Raw genomic sequence first — 19,545 nt, forward strand, 5'->3', positions numbered from 1 at the left:
CATTTTTTGATGGAAGCTTTTTTTATACTAGACCAAGCTGATTTGACGTTTTATACTCTCTTCGAGAGAGATAATGGTCTCTGTACGTTGGATTCCAGGCACAGATTGAATATCTTCATTCAGTACTTTTCTGAGGTGCACTGTATCTCTACAGATTATTTTGGCAAAAATACTGTATTGGCCAGTACAATAATGTAATTCGACCACTTCTTTGATTTCTTTCAATTTATCTACTGCATCTGCATATTGTGAACCTTTTTCAAGATAGATACCCAAAAAAGCTGTAATATCAAATCCGACTTTTTGAGGATTGATAATCAGATTTGATCCTCTAATGATACCTAGTTCTTCCATCTTCTTCATTCTAACGTGAATTGTACCACCTGACACGATTAGCTTTTTTGCTATTTCGGTATAAGGAATAGAGGCATCGTTCATTAGAATAGACAAGATTTGGATATCCAAATTGTCTAGATCATAGTTTGCATATTGATTTTCCATTAACAATGGGTTTTGTGTTCATTAACTGGCCGTTGCATCAGAATCGGACCAATAGCTAAAATAATTAAATTTATTTCAAAATTACTAAGAATTTTCGGTTTATAGATGTAAATTTAATAAAAAATACGAATTGATATTGATAATGTTATATGTTTTTGATAGAAAGTGGTTATACTTATTTTAGCGCATATTTTGTTGTTGGATAAGTAATTGCTATCATGGACGATAGCAATATTGGGCTAGATTATTTAAGTATATATTGCGAATAATTAAAGAATATCGATTTACTGTACTATAAATTTGATGATTTTGTTTTATCGTATGATCATTTAAAAATTTGAACGCCATATTTTGATAGAGTAAATAAAATAAAGAGGAAAAGGAGATGGAAGAAGTTCAAGACGTAAAGATTTCGAAGAAGAAACCAATTTTTGAAGTTGGTGAGGGACTGCATAAGTATCTTAAGCTGTATCAGCGCGATGAAAAGCTGCCAATAGGATATAAGGATCTTCTGAATTTCACGGAAACAGTACCTGTCATGGATAAATTTGGCAACGACACCTTTTGGGAGACTCCACTATATCCACACTACTTTATGGATCAATTGTATGACGGACTAAAGGTGATTTATGCAAAATTGAAAGCATCGGGTAATACGCGTATAGTACAACATAAATATATTGATCGTGTAGAATATTGCGGTTTTGGTAATACGAAGCCATTTCGTATACGGATCGTAAATCGTCTAAATGATGTTTACGATTATTTCTACATCAAACAGGCCGACGCCTCGAGAATATATGGATTGGAGCTGGAAGAAATATTGTCTCCCAATCAGGTAAATTACATGGTAGACCACGATACGCTGGTTGAAGAACATATTGTCGGAATTCCTGGAGATACGTTTTCAAAAACACGGATGTTTTCTCCGGATTATAATTTGACCCGAATTTCCAAAGAATTTGTAAAATTTAATGAGAGATGTATTATTACCTTATTGGGTGATATGCGAGCCTATAATTTCGTCATGCAGATTACGCCTGATTTTGATGATTTTCAATTTAGAATTAGAGCTATTGATTTCGACCAACAGTTTTATGAGGGGAATCCGAAAGTTTATATGCCTCAATTTTTTAAGGAAAACCTTCCCTATGTTAAGCTGGCCATGGAACATTTGAACGAAAAGACAGTATTACAATATCAACAAGAGGAGCGTTCTTCTATTGTACACAGAGTTCGAAGCGAAAGACACCGAATTGCTGATTTGAGGGATGCTTCGCAGACGCAGGTACTCTCCACTTTAGAAAATATTAAACAGCTACGCGAGGGCTATGCGGAATTCTATCAGAATAACTCCTACCTCAAATGTAAAACGATGACCGATATCGTCGAGTTAAACGTAAAAAGTGTGATTCGTCAGGTGCAGATGTAATTACTTGACGCGATCCTTATTGTCTTTGATGAAGGAGGACCATCCTGAGTAGGATTTACTGCTGCCCGATACCGCATTCTTCTGAAAAGAATGGCAGACAGCAATTGCCAAGCCGTCGGTAGCATCTAGAAACTGAGGTGTTTCTTCAAATTTCAATAGATTCTTTAACATTGCAGAAACCTGCTCCTTCGTGGCATTTCCATTCCCTGTGACAGATTGTTTTATCTTTCTTGGAGAATATTCGAAAATCGGAATATCTTGTGCAAGTGCTGCCGCCATGGCAACACCCTGTGCTCGTCCTAACTTAAGCATTACCTGTATGTTTTTGCCATAAAACGGTGATTCGAGTGCTACACAGTCGGGATTATATTCTTGCATCAAAGCAGAGGTTTTTTTGAAAATACGTTGTAGTTTTAGTGCCTGATCATCTAAATGGCCCATTTTGATCACACCCATGGAGATCAGTGATATATTATTGCCCACTTCTTTGATGATACCATATCCGAGTACGACTGTTCCAGGATCGATTCCTAAAATTATTCTTTCTTTCGCCTTTTCCTTCTGCATATGCAATAATACAAATTTTGCGTTTTATTCGTGGATTGCATGCGACAAAACTTAATCATTTGGCTAAAATTTAGTAACATTGCTCTCTAATTATCAAAAGTTGACTGGAATACAAAAAAAATACGTCAGTCTTTTATTGAAGATATTGGTGTTTGCCCTAGCGACCTGGTATATCGTCGTGAAAGTATCTGATAAAAGCAATATTGAGAAGTTTAAGACACTAATTGCTGGCTTGGAACAACATTCTGTTGCATGGACGCTTGTCCTGATCGTAGTATTAATGCTTGTCAATTGGTTGCTTGAGGTCGTAAAATGGCGATACCTCGCATCTAAATTGGAAAATATTTCTTTTTGGAGGGCATTTCAGTCAGTTTTTTGCGGACTCTCATGGGCTATTTTTACCCCTAATAGGATTGGAGAGTATGGCGGGAGGGTACTTTTTCTACAACCCCAGCATAGGGCTAAGGGCGCTGTGGCGATGGGAGTAGGATTATTTGCGCAATTGGTTTTGACAAGTGTTGCCGGCGCGTTGAGTATTGCTTGGTTTGTCTGTAAATTTCTTTCGCCCCCTTTATCGGTACAATTTGGCGTATGGCTGCTCGCTATTATCTATGCTGCTGGATTTGTCATATTATATTTCAACGTAAAATGGATTGACTTGTTGGTCGGTAAAATTAAGTTTTTGACCCGTATTAAACCTTTTTTTGAAGTATTAGAGCATTATTCAATGTCCGAACTTAGTATTGTTCTTTTAAATTCCTTAGCACGATTTATCATTTTTACATCTCAGTATATCATCTTAATGAAGCTTACATTGCCTGAACTGCCGCTGTTATCCATGATTCTGATGATTTTTATCCTGTTTTTTGTCCAGGCCGCCTTACCAACATTGGATATTTTTGATTTCAGTGTAAGAAGTTTTGTAGCTAGTAATCTATATAGTTATATCACGACACAGGAAATAGCTGTCATGGCTATTGTTTCCTGTATTTGGTTTGTGAATTTGATTATTCCGGCAGTATTTGGTTCTATTTTTGTTTTTAAGATTAATTTTTTCGGTGATACAAATACTTAACTATTTATTGATCAGTTTTGCCTGCGTTTACGCAATTCTGGTTTTATGGATGGGTAGAGGCTGGTTCTTAATCCCAGTACCCAGCAATCTTATTCAGCCAACAAAAGCGATTTCTGTGATTATAGCTGCGCGGAATGAAGAGCTCAATATAGGCCGTACCATCGACTGCATATTGGCCCAGGATTATCCTGCAGCACTCTTGGAACTTATTATTATTGACGACCATTCAGACGATAATACGTCGTTGATTGTGAAGAAATACGCTGGAAAGGGGGTGAGGCTAATTCAATTGAATGAAAATGGACGTTTGAATTCATACAAAAAACTGGCAATTTCAAAGGCCATAGCATGCTGTAAGGGCGATATTATTATAACCACTGACGCAGACTGCCGTATGGGACCAAATTGGTTAGCAACGGTCGTCGGTACATTCGAAAAAGAAAATGCCTATTTACAGTCTTCTCCGGTAGTGTATTCAGAAGAAAAAGTTTTTTTTGAACGACTCCAGACCTTGGAATTCCTTTACTTGATAGGCCTTGGCGCTGCGGGTATTGGAAATAAGAAACCAACAACTTGTAATGGGGCGAATCTGGCATATCGGAAAGATATTTTTGAACAGATGGGTGGATTTAAAGGAATCGATGAGCTTGCCTCGGGAGATGATGAACTTTTCTTACATAAAGTCGCAGAACAGTATCCTGAAAAAATAACGTTTTGCAAATCAAAAGATGCTATTGTTTACACGGATGCCAAACCAGATCTAAAGTCATTTATCAGTCAGCGCCGACGCTGGGCTTCGAAAAGTACCAAATATAAAAATAAAGGTGTGATCGCCTTGGGAATTTCCATTTGGTTTTTTAATGTATTGATTTTAGTTGCTTTGGTTCTCGCTCTTTTTGGCGTAAATTTCGTTGCCTGGGTCGTACTTTTTGCATTGCTGTTAAAGATGATCGTCGAATTTCTTTTTATTCGGCCCTTAACTGTATTCGCAAGCAGAAAGGAACTCTTATGGTATCTGCCTTTACTGAGCTTAGCGCATATCTTTTACCTAACTTATATCGGCATATTGGGTAATGTTGGGAAGTATGACTGGAAAGGTCGGCAAGTCAAATAATTTTTTCCTATTTTTCGACCCTCAATCTTATGGCTTCTTCAGCTGATTTTACGATTTCCTCAATTGTCTTTCCTTCCGTATCTAAGGGATTGAGTACCTCCCACGTCATATGGAGAAACGGTGTCAGTGGGTACATCCCATATTGTACCATTTCGTAGGACCCGGTGATGGCAACCGGAACAACGAGTGCATTTGGATTTTTCTTTAATAATGTGGCAATTCCACCAACATGGAAGGCTTTCATTTTCCCCGTCTTTGATCGCGTTCCTTCCGGAAAAATAAACGCCGACCAGTTTTTGGTTTTCATATTGTTGGCGAGTTTCAGTATCTCGGCAATAGATTGTTTGGGGTCATTGCGATCGATATTTGCGGCGCCGCCATGTTTCAGGTTAAAAGAGATACTCGGTATACCACTAGCAAGTTCTATTTTGGAAATAAACTTCCCATGAAATCTACGTAAGAAATAGATCATTGGGGGGATATCAAACGTACTTTGGTGATTGGCTACAAACACAATGGGCTGTCCCGTTGGAATATTTTTATTGTCGATAAATGTCACGCGGTTAAATAGCGTGTAATAGGAAGCGACAAGACAGGCATTTAATATATCTACACTCCTTTTATGGGCATTGTATCCTCCTAGCTTCAAACATAGCCACTGTATGGGGTGGAAGATAATCAAGGATAAACCAAAACAAAACCAAAATATTATAGATAGGAAATAGCCTAAAAACTTCTTCATAAACGTTATTTAATGATACAAATATATCATTAAGCAATGGTTTTTGAAAGATATTGATTTTATAGCGTTTTGTTTTAATATTATTAATGTTATCTTTAATAATGTTAATATACATATTGTTTAATGAAAAAAATACCAATTGATTGTCCCTGTTGTGAAGCGAAGTTAACGGTTTCTAAGTTGGTGTGTGACTCTTGTGAGACTGAGGTTGTCGGTAAATTTTCATTGCCCTTACTCATGCAGCTCACTGTCGAGGAACAGGAATTTGTCATGAACTTTTTGAAGCATTCAGGAAGTTTAAAAGAAATGGCAAATCAAATGGGAAAATCCTATCCGACAGTCCGCAATATTCTCGACGATCTGATTTATAAATTGAAATCTCTTGCTCCTACAACGACCTAGACAAATTCTCCGATTAGCGGCTGAAAGCGGTGTAAAAAGGCGATCATACATTGGAGGGAGTTGGTAAAACGGAGATGCTTTTGTTTGGTATGTTTGGAATCATCAGTTTATTATTGCTGTTTTATCAGTTCAATTTGTTGGTGAGGGGTATGAATGTAATCGTTAACAATAAGAAAATGGAGATCAGTAAACTATTTGTGGCATTATATTTTATATTGCATCTAAGTAACAGTTATATTTTTAGTAGAAAACGACAATGAGAAAAATTTTATACCTATTTATCATTTATTTCCATTTTTCATGTTCCCATGCACAGACATTTGATGGCTCATGGAAGGGCGAGGTAAGTGTTTCGGGGCAGAAGTTGCTATTGGTATTCAATCTACAGCAAGATAGCACAGGAAACTGGAATGGAACCTTTGAAAGTCCAATGCAAACGTCACAAAAATTTGCAATAAGCCAAATACGGATCCAACACGATTCAATTTGGATGGATGTGAAAAATATCGGTTTAGCTTATGCTGGTTTTTTGGATCGGGACAAAGATGTGATGAAAGGCGGCATGAAGCAGGGAACTTTTGAATCTGCGATGATTCTGGTTAGGAGCGAAAATGAACAGAGTGGACTGTCTCGTAAGCAGGATGTTTTTCCTCCCTATGACTATATGGAAGAGGAAGTATCATTTAAAAATAACAAAGGTAATTCATTTTTAACGGGATCCTTAACCTATCCAAAGGGTAAAGGACCATTTCCTGCAGTAGTATTGGTCAATGGTAGTGGACAACAGAACAGAGATTCTGAAATGTTTGGCCACCGACCTTTTAAGGTTCTCGCTGATCATCTTACTAAAAATGGTTTTGCGGTACTGCGTTATGATGACCGAGAAATAGGTGGATCGAAAGGCGAAGTGAATTTAGCGACAACGATCGATTTTGCTTCTGATGCGAACGCCGCAGTAGATTTTTTAAGCAAAAAAAACATCGTTGACGTTGATAAAATCGGGATGATTGGCCATAGCGAGGGTGCTTTAATTGCCGAAATAGTCGCATCCGAGAATGATAACGTAAAGTATATTGCAATGCTATCTGGACCGGTATTAAAAGGAGACTCATTGTTAATCTTACAGAGTTATGCTTTAGGAAAGGCGGGTGGATTGTCGGAAGCTGCATTAACGATCAATAAAGCAAATAACAGAAAATTATATACTATTTTAATGAGGGATGAACCACCAAAGGTTTTGTCTGAAACTTTGGAACAGGAACTTATTCATCAAAATAACAACAATCCGTTGACTCCCGATATGAGAATTAAACTCAGTCCGATGATGAGTCCTTGGTTTAGGACTTTTCTCAGAATTGATCCGGCTTATTATCTGAAGCACCTGAAAGTACCTATTTTTGCTTCTTTTGGCGGGAAAGATGTTCAGGTGCCTGCAAATGAAAATATTTATAGCCTTCAGCGTCTGCACCTAAATACGACAGATGTGACAATTAAAAATTATCCAAACTTAAACCATCTTTTTCAAAATTCTCAAACGGGTAAAATCGAAGAATACTTTGAGAATTCAGAAAGCTTTAACGAGCAACTGATGGATGATCTGACAAAGTGGCTTAAGATGAAAACCAAGTAATTCATTATCTATCCGCATAGTTTTAAACAAAAAGAAGGTAATTTAATAAGCGGCTAAATTACCTTCTTTTTGTTTTTGTAACGATTTTAAGTTGGGGCAGATCGTATACTTACTAGGGTGTTGTATTCGCTACAGGAAGTATTTTTCCATTAAAATAGCGGTGTCCATTTTGAGCGAAATCCGCGATATAGCGCCCCATTTCGAAGGCCAATGTACCGGCTTCAACACCCGGAAAAGCGGCCTCAAACATTTCAGTCTGAGAAGATCCCAACGCTAAACAGTTAACCTTAATTCCCTTTTCCTTAAATTCTTCAGCCAAACACTCTGTGAGTATCGATAATGCTCCTTTGCTGGCTGAATATGCTGAAAGACCAGAAAACTTCATGGATCCCTGGAAACCGCCCATGCTGCTGATATTTAAGATATGTGATCCTGCCTGCATCATGGGAACAACATGTTGTATCATATTAACGTGCCCCATTACATTGATCTGCAACATTTCAGCAAAATCTTGTCCATCAGTTTCCATAAATGGCTTATAGATGAGTGCACCCGCATTGTTTATCAAAATATCAACCTTATCAAATTTTGACTGAATGAAGGGGACTAGCGTAGCATAGTCGTCGTAGACAATATCAAATTGGGCAGGATATAACGCTCCGCCATCAAAATTGAGTTGGCCTGCAATTTCGTGAAGCTTTCTTAGTTTGTCCGCTGATCTGGCCAATGCAATTACGTTGTTGTCCTTTTTAGAGGTCAAATCCAATACCGCTTCAAATCCAACACCACTGCTGGCTCCTGTAATAATAATATTTGCCATGTTATTCTTCTAGTTTTTGACTTTGTTCAACTTCTTCGACAGTAGGCAATTTATCTTCCCCGATGGCTTTGGGATGGAAGATATAATAAATTCCCGAAAGCGCAACGAGAGCAGAAATAATATAAAATAACAATGTGATTAATACCGCATTGTGTGAGTCGACATGAAAGATACCAGCTCCCCACATAATCACAAGTTCACGCATGCCTAAACCTCCAACGGAAAAGGGGATGATTGAAACTAGTGAAGAGGCCAGGAATAAAAACAGGTAAGGGGAGAATTTGCCGCTAAAACCCAAAGCATAAAGTATGAGGATTGCTGCTATAACTTGCATCGACTGTACGCCGATGGCCTTTAAATACGCTTTTAAAAATGTTGATTTGTATTCCTTAAAGAACTTGGTGACGATAAAATAATAGAGAATGCTCCCTAAAATAAATAAAATAATGGTCAGATAGTTTGGAATTCCCAGCTGTGGCATATAGGTTACCAGTGCTGCAATGATAAGGCATAATGCCCATAAACCACTTAATCTGTCTAAAAATAGAGCCGTAAATAGTTTTCTTCCTTTAATATTAAATCGTTTCCTGAGGAAGAATATCTTGTACCCATCTCCGCCCACACCACCAGGTAAAATAAGGTTATAAAATAGGCCGAGTTGATACAATTTTAAATTATATCTTTCGGTGACATCCAGGCCGATCGCTTTTAAAAACGTCAATAAGCGCGAAGAGGAAATAAAAATAGAGATACTATACGCGACTAAAGCAAAGAATAGATAAAGTGGGTTGGAATGGATGATGGCTTCTTTTAGATCTTTTACTGATACCTTGCTGAATACCCAATATAAGGCGCCCACTGTAACAACAATCTTTGCTATATTTTTGGCTATTTTGAGCCCCTTCTTTCTATCCATATAAAGTTATGCGTTCAATCCTCTTGGCTGTAATTAGCGATTTGGCGAATCCAAAGTTAGAAACTTTGTGGAAATGTGCAATTGTGCTTAAGCAATCGTTGGGTAAATTCTTGAATACAATAATATCAAATACAAAATACCAAAGATAGTCGCGAGCGAAAATAGCCAATTTAGGTCAATTCTGTTATATTTGTGCTTGAGTACAGCAATCATTAATCCAATGATGATGCAAAATAATAAAATAGGCGCTACCAGGGCTATCTTATTCGTAAATGCAAGGCTTATCTGATCCAATTTGCTTTTTGCTTCCTGTCCTAAGAAAAGCGGATAAGTAGCAAAGGCCAATAAAATGACGAATAACCGCAGTAGAGTTTTTGCTATTATTTTGCTTATGGTATGATTTTTGGCTGTAATCTTCATGATTTGTGAATTAATTTACTCCAAAAATACAATTTGAAATTAAAATTTATACATATGAATCGATTCGTTTTATCATTAGCAACTGTTTTTGCTATCGTGACCTTATTTTCTTGTGGAGCACAAAAGCAAGGTACATCAACTGGAAGTCCTTCTTCCAATACGAGTGCAGCTTCTGGTCCAAGCGCTTCTGATTGGAAATCTGCCGTTAAAGGAACTTGGACATTGAATACAATCGATAGAGAAAATTTACCATCTTCATTCACAATTAAAAGTGTTTTTGAAGAAGCTCCTGCAGAATGTTTTGTAGGCAGTACATGGAATTTTATTGGAAATGGCAAGGGGTCAATTACCTTTAACGCTCAGGGAACTTTGTGCGCTCCAGGTGCATCACGCGAGATCTTTTGGTCTATCTATAATCCTGGAAAAGGTCTAGGGGAACCACAGTTTCAGTTTAAAAAAATCTATGCAGGCGACAAAGCAAAGAACGTAACGACTGGTTATCGCTTAGATTTATCTTATTCGGATGGGAATAAATTAGTTATGCGCATGCCATTGACAGTTGCTAATGGAGAGGCGTATTTAGTCTTTAATTTCACGCGTTCTAATTAATCGCAAAACGATAAAAGTAGAAAAACATTAAGCTATAGGATTTCCTATGGCTTTTTTTGTTTAAAATTTAATACTTTTACATTCCCAATTCATTATGATTATTTATGCCATAGCTGGGGGGATTCACAACATTTTGAAGCAGTGCATGCATAGAATCTTGTGGACGGATACGCTTATCGTAGATATGATGATGGGACAAATACCTGGTGATTCGTCGGGTATTGCATAATCTAGAGAGAAACATGGCTGAACAACACACCAAAACTGCTTTAATAACGGGTATAACAGGACAAGATGGTGCCTATCTAGCAGAATTCTTATTAAAAAAGGGATACAAAGTACACGGCTTAAAGCGTCGAAGTTCTTTATTTAATACGGATCGTATTGACCATCTTTATCAAGATCCTCATCTTGACAATAGAAATTTTACTTTGCATTTTGGCGATTTGACTGATTCAACCAATTTAATTCGTATTATACAAGAAACCCAACCAGATGAGATCTACAATCTTGCTGCTCAGTCTCACGTAAAAGTTAGTTTTGACACCCCAGAATATACTGCAAATGCAGATGGTATCGGTACATTACGTATTCTTGAAGCGGTGAGGCTATTGGGGATGATTGAGAAAACCCGGATTTATCAGGCCTCTACTTCTGAGCTTTATGGTTTGGTGCAAGCGGTTCCACAAAGTGAAACAACACCTTTTTATCCCCGAAGTCCTTATGCTGTAGCCAAAATGTATGGTTATTGGATTACTGTAAATTACCGCGAAGCCTATAAGATGTATGCCTGTAATGGTATTTTATTTAATCACGAGAGCCCGGTAAGGGGAGAAACCTTCGTGACACGTAAAATCACCAGAGCAGTTGCAAAGATAGCTCTTGGACTTCAGGATAAGCTATACCTCGGTAATCTGTCCGCGCAACGCGACTGGGGGCATGCGAAGGATTATGTGGAAGCGATGTGGTTGATTCTTCAGCAGGAAACACCCGAAGATTTTGTAATAGCAACAGGTGTGACCACTACCGTTAGAGAGTTTGTGCGGATGGCATTTGCTGAATTGGGTATTGAGATTGAATTTAGTGGAAAGGGAGAACAAGAAAAGGGTGTTATTATCGATATTGATGAAGAGCGTTTGCTGCAGTTGAATATCGATCAGTCAATGATTAAATTTGGTCAGACTGTTGTCAAAGTTGATCCTGCATATTATAGGCCGACTGAGGTCGACTTACTTATTGGTGATCCGACAAAAGCAAATACAAAACTTGGATGGCAGCCAAAATATGATCTCCAAATGCTGGTAACAGATATGGTACAATCTGATCTTCACTTGATGAGGAAGGAAGAATACTTGAAAAAAGGAGGATTTGAGACTTTAAATTATTTTGAATAAGTTACAATCTGTAGCAGAAAATAAAACTGGAATAATTTTTGTTTAAACATTCAATGGTATAGATCTATACTATGAATATGACAGTATATTATGATAAATTCAGACGTTGTTTCGAGTAAGAAAGAAGAAGAAAAAAAGAAAGATTCTTCGAAAATTTACTTCTTTATCATTGCGATAGCAGCATTACTTGCAACGAATATATATTTTTATGTTAAGTTTAAAACCAACGGTGAAAAGGTTTATACGCTTACAGTAGAAAAAGAGAATCTTCAGGTACAGATAGATCGTATTGAGGCTGAATTGGATAAAATTGATGTAGAAAATGTGCAATTGACTCCTGAGATGACGCTGCAAAAAGAGGATTCCAGAATGGAGATTGCGGTGCTTCGTAAGAAGCTCGAAAATAAAAGTATTACTCCCAAAGATATCGATGAAGCGCAACAGAAGATCAACCAGCTTAAAAAACAGGTTGATACCTATCGCGTAAATGTTCAAAGGCTGATTCAGGAAAATCAAATTTTATCCAAACAAAATCTCAACCTGAACGAATCTGTAGTCGAAAAGGAAAAGCAAATTACTTCATTGGTTACTTCAAATTCTGAATTGAAAGAGAAGGTTGCAACAGCTTCTGCCCTGAAAGTTTCAAGCATTAGTATGAATGGCCTTGAAGTCAAAAAAAATGGAAAGGAATTAGTTGAAGAACGTGCGAAGAAAATTGACAAGTTAAAAATCAGTTTTACCATTGCTGATAATCCTTTAGCAAAAAATGGAGAACGTGATATATATGTTAGAATTATCGACCCACAAGGAAATCTAGTCGTGCAGGACGATAATATTTTCTATGTACATGGCGAGAAATTACAGTATACATTTAAACATAATATTTTGTTTACCAACAAGGGGGAAGATTATATCATTTATTGGGCAGCAGAGCAGGGATTTTCTAAAGGTGCCTATACGGTATTGTTATATGAAGATAATGCAATCATGGGACGATCTACGATTGTATTGCGTTAAGAGGAGATAAACAAATAAACTAAAAGCTCTTTACATGATTGTAAAGAGCTTTTTTTGTGAAGTACAAATTCTTACTATATCGATCCGTAACCATAAGGGCATGGCTTTCAAGTAGCTTTAACGTATCAAAATCCATCAATACTGAGCTATAAGCTGGATATACTTGGTTTCTCCAATTTCTCTTATCTCTGTTGTGGCTAAATCACTATTAAGATTCTGCCTGCTGTAAGGGAAGCAGGATATGAAATGTCGTGCCTTCGCCTTCTACGGTCTCAAAATAGATCTGACCGTTACTGGCTTCGATTGTTTTCTTGACAAGTACCAATCCTAAGCCATTTCCCGAACTTTTTGTGGTGAAATTTATCTGGAAAATTTTATCCTGCATTTCCTTCGGAATTCCATACCCATTGTCTTTGACATCGATTTTAACAAAATTATCCGAGTAGCGTTCAATGGAAATTTCGATCTTCATGTTTTTTCGGCCATAGCCACCCTCGATAGCATTTTTTATTAAATTATTGAACGTCCGCAAGAGTTCATTACCATCCGCTTTTACAATCAATGTTTTATGATCAGCGTTATTGATGAGACGGATACTTACACTCGGCGTATTATTGTATAACGAAATAGACTTTGTTATTTTTTCAACGATATTGATATTCTCCATCATCGTATTTGGAAATTTTGCAAAATGCGAAAATTCGGATGCAATATGCGTTAGAGCATCGATTTGCTCGATAAATGAAATAGAGAATTTATTAAATCTGTCTGGAAATTTAGGATCATCATCTTTGTAAGATCTGCGTAGTTGCTGAATACCCAATTTCATTGGTGTCAATGGATTTTTAATTTCATGTGCTATCTGCTGAGCCATCTCACGCCAAGTGGATTCCCGCTCCGTATCTTTGATTTTATTGGCATAGTCTTCAAGCTTTATGATCATAAGGTTGTATTCTTTGATCAATGTACCTATTTCATCATTTCGCTGCCAAAATAACGGCTCATTGGGTTGTCCCAAGCGCAGCTGTGAAATTTTCTTACTGATGATGCTCAGTGGATTGGTGACACTGTTGGCAACAAACGTGGCATAAAACCCAAAGCCAATGATGATCAGCGAATAAATGTTTACTATGGTATTTAATAGAAGATTTTTATTGATATTTTCTTCTTTTTGAAGGGAGAAGTTTGGTATGCCAATATAAGCCAGGGTATTGTAATTTTTGTCCCTGATGGTGGCATAACTAGTTTCAAATTGGAAAGTACCTATCCGCTCATCTTCAATCGTCTCTGACTTTTTTAATATCGATAGATTCTTCAGTGCAGCGGGATTGATGAATGTAGAGAAAAGCTCCAAATCGTAAATTCTACGCTGTGAACTATAGAGCAACCTGCCTGATTTGGAATAAAGATTAAAGTCCTTGGAAATTGTTTCGGACAATGTCTTTAGAATGCTGATGAGTTGAGTTTCGGTGGAAATTTCATCCGTATATGTCAGCATATTTTCCATCCGTTTGCCAAGTTCAATTATAAAACGTTCTTTACTTGTTTTATTGTTGTTATAAAGTTGTTTATTGATACTGATATAAGAAATTACACCTGAAATAAGAATAGCGAGTATAACGGAGGAGATAATAGATGTCTGAATACGTGTAGAATATTGTATCTTATTCACAATTCTGTAGAACTGATACTTTAAATTTCGGAAAGTAAGCTTGGTGTTTTTAAGAAAAATATAGAGTGATTTTATGAAGTGGTACAGCATAAAAATCATAAAGAACACCAGGAATAGAAAAGATGTCGTTGCTAAATAGTCCCAAAAAGAAGGTTTTTGTTTACTGATAACATAGGTTGAAAATTTATTGGCGATGTAGGCCATGTGCAGGTATGCATCTTTGTCTAGGATCTCAATATATTCTCCAGGAGTACCTTTGAGACCTCTTAAATTGTTTTCATATGTATATTTTCCAAATTGTGTTATTAGAGAACCTGCTTTATAAAGGGCTATCGAATAGTCTCCTTTATTATAATACTGTGAGTTGTTGATCCGCATATCGGTAAGGATTTCGGGATAAGGGACCGTGTAACTGAAGTCTTTATTGGAGAGATTGATAATAACGTTGACGATTCTATTTTGGTCAATCGACACTGGAATGATAGAAAAGTATTCATGTGTACCGAGTTCTCCGCCGGCACGATAGAAGTTTTGAGTTACTTTTATCGACTTATTGATCACTTTTTCGCGATACTCATTGAGCTTATTCTGGCTTGCAGCATTCAGCGGATTATTGTTCTGATCATAATAATAGGCTTTGAATTCGTATTTGGAGAGATAGCCGCTAAAGTATTTTTTCTTAATGAAGTCGTTGATGCCCTCTGTGTTTGTGTAGGGTAGACTGATATTAAATAGATGCTTTAATTCTTGATCGTTTGCCAGGCTGCTTTCAATATCGGAGAATAACGACACAGCATTCACATCATCTTCGGACTGTAGGTTGCCCAACAATATCTTCATATCAATCAAGTTTCTTTCCTGGTAGAAACGAGCGTGCGTAATAGCACTTATGATTGCCCAAAGTATCAGTACCGCGATATAGTTTGTGAGTATATGCCGATTGAAATATTTCTCACCGAAAGATTTAATAAGAATAATTAGCGCGAGTAGTAAGTTGACAAGGCTATTTTTTTCTATATAAAAGGAAATGATCAAAATGACAAAGATGACGCATGCCAGTTGGATATTTAGTAACTGTGTTGGCTTTAACTCTAATTTTTTAAGAAAAAAGAGCACAAGGTCGATGTAAATACTTAAGGCCAAAATACCTATGCCGACAATGCCAAGATCGACCCAACTTAAGAAATGTAAATCGACCAGTTTTGTAAAATCAAAATAAATATTGTTGGAGTGCGTAATTAACGTTCCGGCGATATCGTATAATAGCCCGAACGACAGGTATATACTCAGAATAAATCCGATGGCTATGGGCACTCTAAAGAGCCGGATATTTTTTATTTTGTCAAAATTAAGCTCTTTGCGAATTGAATAGATAAATAGAATGAGCCATAATATTAAAATTGTGGTGGACATGACCGACCAGATGTTCGGGAAGAAACGATTATAGGCATAGTTGCGCGAGTCGAAAATTGAAAATGTCGCATTTTCAGATAGCAAATTCCATTTGAGATCGGCGAATTTGACCAAACTAAATATCGCCAACAGCAGTAGTATAGACCACCAGGCCCTGCCTGTTTTGGCCATATGAAGGCAAAGGCTATTGAAGAAGATCAACCATGCAATTAAAGCAAGTAACCAGCAGAAAAATTGCAAAATTGTGTAAGCATTTTCATGCTCTCCGTCTTTGAGCTTAACAGAAAAAAGGTAAGATCCCTCTTTACTGTAAATGTTTTTAATGGTTACCGTATCTGTATAGGAGGCAATATCAATATTTCTGGAGTCGAAGAAGTTTCTCCGCAGTGAACTGCTTAAATAGAGATTGTTGTTATTGGTATATCCTTTTACAATAATATAGGCGAGTATACTGATATTACCAATTGTTTTCTTTCTAACGACGTAAGAGCGGTTATCATCTTGGATAAAATTGGATTTTTCAGGAAATCCCTGATCAGTAATCGGTACAAATAGATGTGTGCTCCACATCTTCGGCTCGTGGTCCTTAAAAAGAAATAGATAGACATTTTCTTTGGTTTTGAATTTTTCAAAGGCCTGATAAACCGCGATTGGATACTGATCGTAGTTTTTGAAAGTTTTGAGCAAAAGAGAATCGTTGAAAATACGGTCTACTTTTTTCTCTTGCTGAGCGATATAGTTATTTAGTGATTTTGTATCAATGTCTAATATTTCCTTATTGGTAACAGATTCTTTGATGGTGATAGCTGTTCCTATAAAGCATAGCGTTAAGATAAGTAAGAGTAGTCGAATTTTTATACCAGAATTCACGTTCATCAATTTACATTATTGTAAATATAAAAAAAAGTCCTTGCTTTCTTAGGGCAAGGACTTTTATATTATTTTTCTACATGACCTCCTTTGATTGGTCAGAGAGAATTTTTGCACTATTTTCGCTGCTTTGTAAGCTATTGAAAACACGAAAGGTATCGAATACCAATAATTAAACGTGAGGCTCTTCTTGTCTGAAGATTTTAGCAGTCAAGTACTCACGGTTTAAGCGAGCAATGTTTGTTAATTTGATACCTACAGGACATTCAGCTTCACAAGCACCAGTATTGGTACAGTTACCGAAACCTTCAGCATCCATTTGATCTACCATTGCCTGTGCACGTTCGTAACGTTCAGTTTGCCCTTGAGGTAACAAAGCAAATTGAGATACCTTTGCCGATACGAATAACATTGCAGAAGCATTTTTACATGCTGCAACACAAGCACCACAACCGATACATGTTGCTGATTCGAAAGCTTCGTCAGCAATACGTTTAGGAATAGGAATAACGTTTGCATCAGGAACACCACCTGTATTGATATTCACATATCCACCTGCTTGTTGGATACGGTCAAATGCGGTACGGTCAACCGCAAGGTCTTTCAATACTGGGAATGCCGCAGCTCTCCAAGGTTCAATCACGATAGTTTGTCCATCATGGAAGCTACGCATGTGCAATTGACAGGTTGTAGTACCTTCTTTAGGACCGTGAGGGCGACCATTGATTACTAATGAACACATCCCACAGATACCTTCACGACAATCGTGATCGAAATATACTGGATCTTCTCCTTTACGAGTCAATTCTTCATTGACAATATCAAGCATCTCTAAGAAAGACATATCATCAGCGATATCGTTTGCCTGATAAGTTACAAATTGACCTTTATCTTTATCATTTTTTTGACGCCAAACTTTCAGCGTTAAATTCATATGTTGTGCCATGATAATTTTCCTTCTTATTTATAACTTCTTTGTGTTAACTGAACGTTCTCGAATACCAAGTCTTCCTTGTGTAATTCCTCAGGTACATTGTCTCCTTTGTATTCCCAAGCAGATACATAGGCGAATTCATCATCGTTACGTTTTGCTTCACCTTCTTCAGTTTGGCTTTCCAAACGGAAGTGACCACCACAAGACTCAGCGCGTTGTAAGGCATCAACAACCATTAATTCACCCAATTCTAAGAAGTCAGCTACGCGACCAGCTTTTTCTAACGAAAGATTTAATTCTTCGTTCTCTCCTAGAACTCTAACATTTGTCCAGAATTCTTTTTTCAACTCTTGGATCAAACCTTGTGCTTTTTGTAGTCCTTCAGCTGTACGAGCCATACCACAATACTCCCACATAATGAGACCTAATTTTTTGTGGATATCATCAACAGTTTGTGTACCGTTTAAAGACAACAATTTGTTGATTTTCTCTTCAACTTCCTTACGTGTAGATTCGAAAGCAGGATGGCTGTGATCTACTGGTGCAAATGAACCTAATTTTGCTAAGTAATCTCCAACAGTGTAAGGAATGACGAAGTAACCGTCGGCAAGACCTTGCATTAATGCCGATGCACCTAAGCGGTTTGCACCGTGATCAGAGAAGTTACACTCACCCAAAGCATATAAGCCAGGGATTGTTGTCATCAAGTTGTAATCAACCCAAACACCACCCATTGTGTAGTGTACAGCTGGGTAGATACGCATTGGTTGTTTGTAAGGGTTCTCGTCAGTGATTTGATAATACATGTCAAATAAGTTACCATATTTAGCACGTACAGCGTCCTCTCCTAGACGGCCGATAGCTTCTTTGAAATCCAAGAATACCGCGAAACCAGTTTTACCGACACCACGACCATCATCGACAGCTTCTTTCGCATTACGAGAGGCCACATCGCGTGGTACCAAGTTACCGAATGAAGGATATTTACGCTCCAAGAAATAATCTCTGTCTTCCTCTTTGATATCATTGGCTTTGATCTCACCTTTGCGCAATCTTTCAGCCATCTCCTGAGTTTTAGGAACCCACACACGGCCGTCATTACGTAAAGACTCTGACATCAATGTTAACTTCGATTGGTGATCGCCAGTTACAGGGATACAAGTTGGGTGAATCTGTGTATAACAAGGGTTAGCGAAGTAAGCGCCACGTTTGTGTGCTCTCCAAGCAGCTGTAACATTACAACCCATCGCATTTGTAGACAAGAAAAATACGTTACCGTAACCACCTGTACACATCAATACTGCGTGTGCAGCATGCGTTTCTATTTTACCTGAAACCAGGTCACGAGTGACGATACCTTTAGCATGACCATCGATCATAACAAGGTCTAACATCTCATGACGCGTATAGGATTTTACTTTCCCTTTTTTTATCTGGCGGTTCAATGCTGAATAAGCACCTAACAATAATTGTTGTCCAGTTTGACCACGGGCATAGAATGTACGGCTTACTTGCGCGCCACCGAAAGAGCGGTTATCTAATAAACCTCCATATTCACGTGCAAATGGAACACCTTGAGCGACACATTGGTCGATGATATTAACAGATACCTCTGCCAAACGGTAAACGTTGGCCTCACGGGAGCGGTAATCACCACCTTTGATTGTATCGTAGAATAAACGGAAAACAGAGTCTCCATCGTTTTGGTAACTCTTTGCTGCATTGATACCACCTTGTGCTGCAATAGAGTGTGCACGACGTGGTGAATCTTGATAACAGAATGTAATTACATTGTATCCTAACTCGGCTAATGACGCTGCTGCAGATGCACCAGCAAGTCCTGTACCAACAACAATAACTGTAAATTTACGTTTGTTAGCAGGGTTAACCAGCTTCAGATTAAATTTATGATTTGACCACTTTTGGGCTAATGGGCCCGCTGGTACTTTTGAATCTAACATATCTCTTAATTTTATATTGATCGATAGAGCCGGAGCTTTATCTTAAAAGATTCTGA

At 37.6% G+C, this 19,545-nt stretch carries 17 protein-coding genes; 8 read left to right on the top strand and 9 right to left on the bottom strand.

Features of this window, described 5'->3' with window-relative positions; genetic code table 11:
* Positions 1-27: 27 nt before the first annotated feature.
* Positions 28-501 carry an Lrp/AsnC ligand binding domain-containing protein gene (locus tag B2W36_RS09840; RefSeq protein ID WP_046674894.1) on the bottom strand — a complete coding sequence of 158 codons (474 nt, stop codon included), beginning with the start codon at positions 499-501 and terminating at the stop codon, positions 28-30.
* Positions 502-886: 385 nt separating this feature from the next.
* On the opposite strand from B2W36_RS09840, the gene B2W36_RS09845 reads away from it, so the two are divergent.
* A complete protein-coding gene (locus tag B2W36_RS09845; protein ID WP_293884699.1) occupies positions 887-1,933 on the top strand; it encodes a hypothetical protein in 1,047 nt (348 codons plus the stop codon).
* On the opposite strand, the gene ruvC is transcribed toward B2W36_RS09845, so the two are convergent.
* Complete coding sequence (gene ruvC / locus B2W36_RS09850; protein WP_209577727.1) at positions 1,934-2,500, bottom strand: crossover junction endodeoxyribonuclease RuvC; 567 nt, start codon at positions 2,498-2,500, stop codon at positions 1,934-1,936.
* A 100-nt stretch (positions 2,501-2,600) separates the two neighbouring features.
* On the opposite strand from ruvC, the gene B2W36_RS09855 reads away from it, so the two are divergent.
* Both B2W36_RS09855 and B2W36_RS09860 read left to right on the top strand, forming a co-directional pair.
* A complete protein-coding gene (locus tag B2W36_RS09855; RefSeq protein ID WP_293887614.1) occupies positions 2,601-3,575 on the top strand; it encodes a lysylphosphatidylglycerol synthase domain-containing protein in 975 nt (324 codons plus the stop codon).
* Positions 3,559-4,689, top strand: a complete 1,131-nt coding sequence (locus B2W36_RS09860; RefSeq protein WP_293887615.1) for a glycosyltransferase — start codon at positions 3,559-3,561, stop codon at positions 4,687-4,689. Before B2W36_RS09855 ends, B2W36_RS09860 begins: the two co-directional genes overlap by 17 nt.
* A gap of 7 nt (positions 4,690-4,696) precedes the next feature.
* Here the strand turns inward: B2W36_RS09860 and B2W36_RS09865 are convergent, their stop codons facing one another.
* A complete protein-coding gene (locus B2W36_RS09865; RefSeq protein WP_293884696.1) occupies positions 4,697-5,431 on the bottom strand; it encodes a lysophospholipid acyltransferase family protein in 735 nt (244 codons plus the stop codon).
* A gap of 123 nt (positions 5,432-5,554) precedes the next feature.
* Between B2W36_RS09865 and B2W36_RS09870 the strand changes: the two genes are divergently transcribed.
* On the top strand, positions 5,555-5,833 hold the full coding sequence (locus B2W36_RS09870; protein ID WP_293887616.1) for a DUF2089 family protein: 279 nt from the start codon (positions 5,555-5,557) through the stop codon (positions 5,831-5,833).
* Between the two features lie 256 nt (positions 5,834-6,089).
* The gene (locus tag B2W36_RS09875; protein WP_293884692.1) at positions 6,090-7,463 is read left to right on the top strand and encodes an alpha/beta hydrolase family protein; all 1,374 of its coding nucleotides are present in this window, start codon (positions 6,090-6,092) and stop codon (positions 7,461-7,463) included.
* A 112-nt stretch (positions 7,464-7,575) separates the two neighbouring features.
* Here the strand turns inward: B2W36_RS09875 and B2W36_RS09880 are convergent, their stop codons facing one another.
* From B2W36_RS09880 to B2W36_RS09890, 3 genes are all read right to left on the bottom strand, one after another.
* Complete coding sequence (locus tag B2W36_RS09880) at positions 7,576-8,283, bottom strand: SDR family NAD(P)-dependent oxidoreductase (protein ID WP_293884691.1); 708 nt, start codon at positions 8,281-8,283, stop codon at positions 7,576-7,578.
* A gap of 1 nt (position 8,284) precedes the next feature.
* Positions 8,285-9,199, bottom strand: coding sequence for a lysylphosphatidylglycerol synthase transmembrane domain-containing protein (locus B2W36_RS09885; RefSeq protein ID WP_293884690.1), 915 nt, complete (start codon positions 9,197-9,199; stop codon positions 8,285-8,287).
* A gap of 87 nt (positions 9,200-9,286) precedes the next feature.
* Entirely contained in the window at positions 9,287-9,619 is a 333-nt protein-coding gene (locus B2W36_RS09890; protein WP_293884689.1) for a hypothetical protein, read from the bottom strand.
* Positions 9,620-9,673: 54 nt separating this feature from the next.
* Here B2W36_RS09890 and B2W36_RS09895 point away from each other — a divergent pair, with 54 nt between their 5' ends.
* The 3 genes from B2W36_RS09895 (at position 9,674) to B2W36_RS09905 (ending at position 12,639) form a co-directional block, all read left to right on the top strand.
* Positions 9,674-10,228, top strand: a complete 555-nt coding sequence (locus tag B2W36_RS09895) for a lipocalin family protein (protein WP_293884688.1) — start codon at positions 9,674-9,676, stop codon at positions 10,226-10,228.
* 242 nt (positions 10,229-10,470) lie between these two features.
* A complete protein-coding gene (gene gmd, locus B2W36_RS09900; protein WP_209577742.1) occupies positions 10,471-11,622 on the top strand; it encodes a GDP-mannose 4,6-dehydratase in 1,152 nt (383 codons plus the stop codon).
* A 90-nt stretch (positions 11,623-11,712) separates the two neighbouring features.
* Entirely contained in the window at positions 11,713-12,639 is a 927-nt protein-coding gene (locus B2W36_RS09905) for a hypothetical protein (RefSeq protein ID WP_293884687.1), read from the top strand.
* Between the two features lie 208 nt (positions 12,640-12,847).
* On the opposite strand, the gene B2W36_RS09910 is transcribed toward B2W36_RS09905, so the two are convergent.
* The 3 genes from B2W36_RS09910 to B2W36_RS09920 form a co-directional block, all read right to left on the bottom strand.
* Positions 12,848-16,600 (bottom strand): ATP-binding protein, encoded by a 3,753-nt coding sequence (locus B2W36_RS09910; RefSeq protein ID WP_293884686.1) that lies wholly within the window; start codon positions 16,598-16,600, stop codon positions 12,848-12,850.
* A 166-nt stretch (positions 16,601-16,766) separates the two neighbouring features.
* Positions 16,767-17,540: a succinate dehydrogenase/fumarate reductase iron-sulfur subunit gene (locus B2W36_RS09915; RefSeq protein ID WP_293884685.1), complete on the bottom strand. Its 774-nt coding sequence runs from the start codon at positions 17,538-17,540 to the stop codon at positions 16,767-16,769.
* 14 nt (positions 17,541-17,554) lie between these two features.
* Entirely contained in the window at positions 17,555-19,489 is a 1,935-nt protein-coding gene (locus tag B2W36_RS09920) for a fumarate reductase/succinate dehydrogenase flavoprotein subunit (RefSeq protein ID WP_293884684.1), read from the bottom strand.
* Positions 19,490-19,545: the final 56 nt, after the last annotated feature.

This window comes from Sphingobacterium sp. UBA3549, assembly GCF_002376635.1.
In the GTDB taxonomy this organism is placed as follows: Bacteria; Bacteroidota; Bacteroidia; order Sphingobacteriales; family Sphingobacteriaceae; genus Sphingobacterium.